The 6,803-nt window shown below is 72.1% G+C and carries 7 protein-coding genes and 1 tRNA gene; 4 read left to right on the forward strand and 4 right to left on the reverse strand.

Annotated elements, in window-relative coordinates; translation table 11 throughout:
- Window positions 1-72 precede the first annotated feature (72 nt).
- Both nrtL and ACFVX6_RS16585 read right to left on the reverse strand, forming a co-directional pair.
- On the reverse strand, window positions 73-1,071 hold the full coding sequence (gene nrtL / locus ACFVX6_RS16580) for an ArgS-related anticodon-binding protein NrtL (protein ID WP_389691977.1): 999 nt from the start codon (window positions 1,069-1,071) through the stop codon (window positions 73-75).
- Window positions 1,072-1,153: 82 nt separating this feature from the next.
- On the reverse strand, window positions 1,154-1,630 hold the full coding sequence (locus tag ACFVX6_RS16585; protein ID WP_389691997.1) for a response regulator: 477 nt from the start codon (window positions 1,628-1,630) through the stop codon (window positions 1,154-1,156).
- Window positions 1,631-1,730: 100 nt separating this feature from the next.
- Here ACFVX6_RS16585 and ACFVX6_RS16590 point away from each other — a divergent pair.
- The 3 genes from ACFVX6_RS16590 to ACFVX6_RS16600 all read left to right on the forward strand — a co-directional run bounded on the left by ACFVX6_RS16590 (window position 1,731) and on the right by ACFVX6_RS16600 (window position 3,663).
- Window positions 1,731-1,802: transfer RNA gene (locus ACFVX6_RS16590), tRNA-Arg, on the forward strand.
- Between the two features lie 403 nt (window positions 1,803-2,205).
- Window positions 2,206-3,189, forward strand: a complete 984-nt coding sequence (locus ACFVX6_RS16595; protein WP_389691979.1) for an XdhC family protein — start codon at window positions 2,206-2,208, stop codon at window positions 3,187-3,189.
- Window positions 3,190-3,258: 69 nt separating this feature from the next.
- On the forward strand, window positions 3,259-3,663 hold the full coding sequence (locus tag ACFVX6_RS16600; protein ID WP_389691981.1) for a DUF6479 family protein: 405 nt from the start codon (window positions 3,259-3,261) through the stop codon (window positions 3,661-3,663).
- 39 nt (window positions 3,664-3,702) lie between these two features.
- Here ACFVX6_RS16600 and ACFVX6_RS16605 read toward each other — a convergent pair whose 3' ends face one another.
- Both ACFVX6_RS16605 and ligD read right to left on the reverse strand, forming a co-directional pair.
- On the reverse strand, window positions 3,703-4,608 hold the full coding sequence (locus tag ACFVX6_RS16605) for an ATP-dependent DNA ligase (protein WP_389691999.1): 906 nt from the start codon (window positions 4,606-4,608) through the stop codon (window positions 3,703-3,705).
- Entirely contained in the window at window positions 4,608-5,492 is an 885-nt protein-coding gene (ligD, locus tag ACFVX6_RS16610; protein ID WP_389691983.1) for a non-homologous end-joining DNA ligase, read from the reverse strand. The genes ACFVX6_RS16605 and ligD overlap by 1 nt, the downstream gene beginning before the upstream one ends.
- A gap of 31 nt (window positions 5,493-5,523) precedes the next feature.
- Here ligD and ACFVX6_RS16615 point away from each other — a divergent pair, with 31 nt between their 5' ends.
- A complete protein-coding gene (locus tag ACFVX6_RS16615) occupies window positions 5,524-6,618 on the forward strand; it encodes a Ku protein (RefSeq protein WP_389691985.1) in 1,095 nt (364 codons plus the stop codon).
- Window positions 6,619-6,803 lie beyond the last annotated feature (185 nt).

Raw genomic sequence — 6,803 nt, forward strand, 5'->3', positions numbered from 1 at the left:
CTCAGCATTCTCTCTTCGCAAATCATCCGGATCGCAGGCGAATCACATCGGATCACATACGTATCGCGGGCATCACAGGTGGTCGGGCGCGTCTATGCCGAGCAGGGCCAGGCCGCCGGCCAGCACCGTCCCGGCGGCTTCGGCAAGGGCCAGCCGGGCACGGTGGGCGGCCGAGGGTTTCTCGTCCCCCTGGGGCAGGACGTGGTACTGGAAGTCGAGCAGGGCGTCGGCCAGCACGACGAGCTGCCGGACGAGCCGCTCGGGCGCACGGTGGTGCGCGGCGGCTTCGAGCACCAGGGGATGGTCGCGGAGCGCACCGAGCAGGGCGCCGGCGCCGTGCACCTCCCCCGGCTCCCCGGGCTCCCCGGGCTCGCTCAGGAACCCCAACTGCTCGGCGTTACGGGTCAGGGCCCGCGCCCTGGCATGGGCGTACCGCACCCGGAAGAACTCGCTCGACTCGTCCTGGACGAGCAGCCACGCGGGGAACACGGGGGTCTCGTGCCCGGGCACACAGAGCATCGCCCAGGCGGCGCCGTCGGCCCCGTACCGAGCGCGGACGTCCCCGTCCCGCTTGGCCACGGGGGCGATGCGGGCGACGGCGGCGACACCCTCTCCAGCCAACCCCTGGCTGCTCACGATCCGCTGCACGGCGGCGTGCACGACGCCCTCGCGCAGGGCCCCGGCGGGGGCGTCGGTGAACCGAGGGGTCTCGCGTTCACCGGGGGTGACGCCGTACGAGGCCCCATCGGCTCGAATGCTCCGTACGTACTCCCCCACCGAGCTCTCGGCGAGTACGAAGTTCAGGAACCCGGCGCCGGTGATCTCCACCCGCTCGATCCCGGGCAGGCCCGCCAGCCGCGGGGCCAGCACCTCGGCCACTCCACGGGGCGCGACTCCGGCACCCTTCGCCACCCCGAACGCGACGGGCGAGGCGTAGTCCCCCGCTCCCCCGGGCCGGGTCCGCTCGACGACGACCCGCTCGGGTACGACCACACCGGCGGGCAGCTCCCCGTCCTCGACGGCGCGGCGCAGGGCGCGCACGACGGAACGGGAGAGGTCGACGGGGGTCACGTGACCAGCCTAGGGGAGAAGGCCCCAGGTCACGCGAAGGGTTTCGCCATGTGAAATGGGGTCCCGGCGGACGAGTCGGGGGTCATCCCCTCCCTCTCCCCGCGGGAGCACCCTTCCGCTCCCTCCGGTCGCGGCGCTCGATGAGCCGACGCACGACCCGCACCAGCTCGGCGGGCTCGAAGGGCTTGGCGAGGAAGGCGTCCACGCCGGCGGCGATCCCGGCCTCGACCTCGTTCTGCGTACAGGCACTCACGATCGCAACGGGCAGGTGCCGCGTCCTCGGGTCGGCCCGCAACTGCGCGGCCGCCCCGAACCCGTCCAGCCGGGGCATGACCACATCAAGAGTGATCACATCGGGCATCACGCGATGGACCACGTCCAGGCATTCGGCACCATCGTTCGCGGTCACGACCTCGAAGCCCTCCAGCTCGAGATTGACCTTGATCAGCTGCCGGATGACCTTGTTGTCGTCGACAACAAGCACCCGGCCCGAGGCGCCCGACACAACTCGAGAGTAGGTCGACCCCGGCCCCCGCGTCCGGGTTTTTGCCACTTCCACCCCCTCCGAGCGACGCACGACTTCGTCCCCCCGAATCCGTTCCTGATCACCGTCCGGAAGCTGGTAGTGTTCAACCCGTCGCCGCAACACCAGCGACAGCGCCCCCGTAGCTCAGGGGATAGAGCAACGGCCTCCGGAGCCGTGTGCGCAGGTTCGAATCCTGCCGGGGGCACTTCGCAAGGAGTGCCCGAGACCCCGCCATCAGCGAGTTCGCTGAGACGGGGTCTTCGCGTTTGTCCGGCCAACTGCGGCCCTGCGCATGGCCCCTGAGCGGCCAACAGGTCTCGCGCCTCCGCGCCAATCCGGGGTCCGCGCGAAATCGTTCTCCTCCGTCGACTCGGCAGCTCGTCCATGCCGTGCGGCTGCGCCCCCCTACCTGCCGTTGCGTCGGTTCCTTGAGCTCGTCTGTCCAGGGGTCGGTTCCGGTGGTCCGTACGAAGGATGTGGGGGTGGGTCTGTGGGTTTTGGGGGGTGGGGGGCGGGGGTGTGCGTGCGTAGGTTGGTGGTGAGGCCACTTTGTGTCGTTGACCTGGTGCTCTGTGGCGTGCTCTGACGGTGAGGATGGGGCGGCGCAGATGCGTGACTTGGTGGAGACGGCGCAGCAGTGGGTGGCCGAGGGGCGGGTCGGGTTTCTGGCGCGGCCCGTGACCGAGCAGGGGTTCGGGCCCCGGGATCCGGCCGGGGCCGTGCTCGTGGATGTGAAGGGCGAGTGCGTCGGGGCCCTGTACCGGGGGGTGTTCGATGCCGAGCTGGTGGCGGAGGCCGCCTCCATGGGGGGCGGGGAGACCGCGCGGGTGTGTGAGGTTTCCGTGGGCGGCGGCGAGGCCGTCGAGGCGAAGCTGACCTGTGGCGGGCAGGCCGAGGTGCTGTTGCAGCCGCTGGGGGCAATTCCCGGTGAGTGGTGGGAGCTGCTCGGGCAGGGGGTCGGGGTCGCGCTCGTGACCCAGTTGAACGAGCGGGCGGATCAGGCTGTGAGTGTTGTCGTGCGGGGGGCCGACCAGCCGTCCGGTGACGCCGAGCGGCGGGCCGGGGAGTTGCTCCGGACGCGGCGGCCCGGGCGGGACGCGTTGTACGCGGGGTCCGGGCTGGTGCTCGTGGAGGCGTACCCGTCGGCTCCGTACGTGGTGATCGGCGGGGGCGGGGAGCTGGCCGAGGTCATCGAGGCTCAGGCCCGGCTGCTCGGGTGGGAGGTCAGCATCGTCACCGCCGTCGCCGAGGCCGAGAAGGTGCTCGACGTGCGGCGGGACGCCGCCTGTCTGGCGATGCTGAGCCATGATCCGGAGTTCGACGTGCCGACGCTGCGGACCGCGCTCGCGCTCGGGATTCCGTACGTCGGCGCGCTCGGCTCCCGCAAGACCACCGCGCGGCGCCGCGAGGGGCTGCTCGCGGCCGGGGTGAGCGAGGAGCGGCTGCGGACGGTGCACGGGCCGATCGGTCTGGATCTGGGCGGGCAGACTCCGGCGGAGACGGCGCTGGCCATCTGCGCGGAGATCCTGGCGGTGCTCGGGGGGCGTGAGGTGCGTGGGGTGCGGGACGCGGACGGGCCGCTCAAGGGCTGAGCCGGTCCCGAATGCACACCGGCTTCGACTATCGGGTGAAAACGTCACCGATGCGGGAAAATGGGTTGTATGGACACGACTCTGATCTTCCTCGCGGTGGACAGAACACTGACCAACATCGCGTGGTTCCTGGTCGTCGGGCTCATCGTGGTCGGCTTCCTGCTCGGCGGCTTCTTGCTGGGCAAGCGGGTCCGGGCACAGGAACCCGCACCCCCCTCTCCCGAGAGCCAGCCGCACCTGCCCGACGGCGGTGCGGTGTACGAGGTCTCCGAGGAGCGGGAGTACGTCGAATTCCCCGAGAGCGGACTGCGCCCGCACGAGATGCAGGGCTACGGGAACTTCGGCTCCACCACGTCGCTCCACCCGGAAGAGGTCAGGGCCCGGCGGGAATCGGGCCACAGGCACGTCGAAGGGCCGGGGCCCCACCCGCAGCCCGGTTCTCCGCCCAACTCGGGACGCGGGGCGCACGACTGAGCCGATAGCCGACCCTGTGACCCGCGGCCCCGCCGCGGGTCACGGGTCTGTGCGCAGGCGCAGGACTTCCGGTGGCGGGTGGCGGGTCGAGGTGTGGCGGACCTCGGCCGTCAGCGGCGGGTCCAGGGGGTGGAAGGGGACCTCGCCGAGGCCGATGGCCGTGATGGTGGCGCCGCCCTCGCTGCCTGCGGCCGTCGGCGCGCGGGCGGCCACCGCCGCCGCCACCTCCGCGCGGAGCGGCGCCGTCAGGGGGCTCGAGACCAGCGGGGTCTCGTCTCCGACCGGAAGGACCAGGACGAGGGCGAGCGGGCGGCGGGCGGTGCCCGTGTAGCCGACGACCGCCGCGTCGCGGACGTTGGTGTGCCGGAGCTTTTGCCAGCCGCGCCGGCCGGCGGGGTAGGGCTGGTCCATCCGTTTGACGACCAGGCCCTCGATGCCGCTGGCGGGCAGGGTCTCGTACCAGGTCTCCGCCAGCTCCGGATCCGTGGTCATGGGGACCGGCTGGAGCGGTGGGCCCAGGGGCAGGAGCAGGTCGACGAGGAGGGTGCGCCGGCGTTCGTAGGGGCGGGCGCGCAGGTCCAGGCCGGCCAGTTCCAGTACGTCGAAGGCCGCGTACGAGGCCGGCAGCGTCTGGGCCAGTACGGCGGCCCGCGCGGCCGAGGCGGCGGCCGCCCGGCGCTGTACGAGCGCGAAGTCGGTGCGGCCCTCGTGCCAGACCACCACCTCCCCGTCGAGGACGGTCCCGGCGGGCAGGTGGTGGGCGGCCGCCGCGAGGTCGGGGAAGGCCGCGGTGACGATGCGGCCGGAGCGGGCCTGGAGGACAACCCCGCCAACGGCGCGGTCGGTGCGGACGATGACGAGGCGGTGACCGTCGAACTTGGGCTCGTACGCGAGACCGGGCGCGCGCGGCAGGGTCCGTACGGCCACGGCTAGCGCGACGGTGATCACGGGAGCCGTCCGGCCAGGCCGGGGTCGAGGAGGGGGGCGAAGAGGTCGCCTTCACGGGCCAGCCGGGGGGCGATGTCGTCGGCGAGGAAGACCAGGTCGGAGGGGGTCCGGCAGGACTCGACCTCCGCCCAGGAGAGGGGCGTGGAGACGGTGGGCAGGGTGCGGGCGCGCAGGGTGTAGGCGGCCGCCGTGGTCTTGGCGGCGGCGTTCTGGCTGTGGTCGACGAAGACCTTCCCGGGGCGCAGCGCCTTGGCCATCCGGTGCACGACGAGGTCGGGGAACTCGCGCTCGGCCTCCTGGGCGAGGGCCTTTGCGTACGCCGACACGTGCTCGGAAGGAGTCGGTTCGAGGGGTACCGCCAGGTGGAGGCCCTTGGAGCCGGAGGTTTTGGCGCAGGCGTGGAGGCCGTCGGCGGTGAGGCGGTCCCGGAGCCAGAGGGCGGCGGCCGCGCATTCGACGACGGTGGCGGGGGAACCCGGGTCGAGGTCGAGGATCAGGCGGTCGGCGAGGGCGGGGGCGCCGGCCGGCCACTGGGGGGTGTGGAACTCGACGACGAGGTTGGCCGCCCACATGAGGGTGGGCAGGTCGGCGATGACCACCTGTTCGGCCCGGAGGTCCTCGGACCGCGGAACCGGGGTGGTCTTCACCCAGCCGGGGGTACCGGGCGGCGGGTTCTTCGTGAAGAAGAGCTGTCCGTCCGGGCCGTCGGGATAGCGCAGGAAGGACACCGGGCGGTCGTGGATGTGGGCGAGCAGGTGGCCCGCGACCGTGGCGTAGTAGTGGAGGACCTCGCCCTTGGTGAAGCCGGTCTCCGGGTAGAGGACCTTGTCGAGGTTGCTGAGCGAAATGCGACGGCCCTCCACCAAGGTGATCGGCGTCATACGATGAGACTGCCACGAAACAGGAGGAACCGTGCGATCCATATGGAACGGGGCGATCTCCTTCGGCTTGGTCAGCATTCCGATCAAGCTCGTGAACGCCACCGAGAGCCACTCGATCTCCTTCCGCCAGATCCATGTCGCCGATGGCGGGCGCGTCCGCTACCGCAAGGTCTGCGAGCTGGACGGGGAGGAGGTGCCGACCGCCGAGATCGGCAAGGGGTACGAGGAGGCGGACGGGTCGATCATTCCGATCACCGATGAGGATCTGGCGCAGCTGCCGATCGCCACCGCGAAGACGATCGAGATCGTTTCGTTTGTGCCGGCCGATCAGATCGATCCGTTGCAGATGGACGCGGCGTACTACCTCGCGGCGAGCGGGGCCACGGCGGCCAAGCCGTACACGCTGCTGCGGGAGGCGCTGAAGCGGAGCCGGAAGGTCGCGATCGCGAAGTACGCGCTGCGGGGGCGGGAGCGGCTGGGCATGCTGCGGGTGGTCGACGACGTGATCGCGATGCACGGGCTGCTGTGGCCGGACGAGATCCGGGTTCCGGAGGGGGTGGCGCCCGAGGGTGCGGTGTCGGTGCGGGAGGCCGAGCTGGACCTGGCGGATGCGCTGATGGCGACGTTGGGGGAGGTGGAGATGGACTCGCTGCGCGACGACTACCGCGAGGCGGTGGAGGCGATGGTCGCGGCGAAGGCGGGTGGGGGTGAACCGGCGGTGGCGGCGGGGCCGGTTGTGGAGGGTGCGGGTGGGCAGGTCATCGACCTGATGGCGGCGTTGGAGAACAGCGTGCGGGTGGCGAAGGCGTCCCGGGCGGGTGCGGCTGCGCCGGAGGGGGATGGGGCGGAGGTTACGCCGATTCGGCGGAAGAAGGCTGCGGGGGCGGCTGCGCCGAAGGCTGTGGGCGGGAAGAAGTCGACTGCGTCGGCGGGGGGTGGTGGTGCGGGTGCGGGTGCCGGTGCCGGTGCCGGTGGTGCGAAGAAGTCGACGGCTGCTGCCGCTGCGAAGAAGAAGGCCGCTGCGGCGGCTGTGAAGAAGACGGCCTCGGCCAAGGCCGCCGAGGGGAAGCCGGCGCGGGCCGCCGCGAAGAAGGCGGTGACGCCGCGCAAGCGGAGCTCCGCTTGAGGGGCCCTGGGCCCTGCGGGGCGCAGTCCCCTACCCGCCCTTCCACCGTTCCCCGGGCTCCGCCCGGACCCGCGCCTCAAGCGCCGGCGGGGCTGGGTGTGTCCCCGGGTTCCGCCCGGACCCGGCCCTCAAGCGCCGGACGGGCTGGAGAGGGGTGCCGGGCTGCGCCCGGACCCCTGGGGCTC

It is taken from the genome of Streptomyces sp. NPDC058289 (assembly GCF_042880975.1).
Taxonomy (GTDB): domain Bacteria; phylum Actinomycetota; class Actinomycetes; order Streptomycetales; family Streptomycetaceae; genus Streptomyces; species Streptomyces stoeckheimensis.

What these genes read in the sequence shown, in the direction of transcription:
- ACFVX6_RS16595 (WP_389691979.1), top strand. Translation starts at nt 2,206, where the DNA reads ATGCGTGACTTGGTGGAGACGGCGCAGCAGTGGGTGGCCGAGGGGCGG.
- ACFVX6_RS16600 (WP_389691981.1), top strand. Translation starts at nt 3,259, where the DNA reads ATGGACACGACTCTGATCTTCCTCGCGGTGGACAGAACACTGACCAAC.
- ligD (WP_389691983.1), bottom strand. Translation starts at nt 5,492, where the DNA reads ATGACGCCGATCACCTTGGTGGAGGGCCGTCGCATTTCGCTCAGCAAC.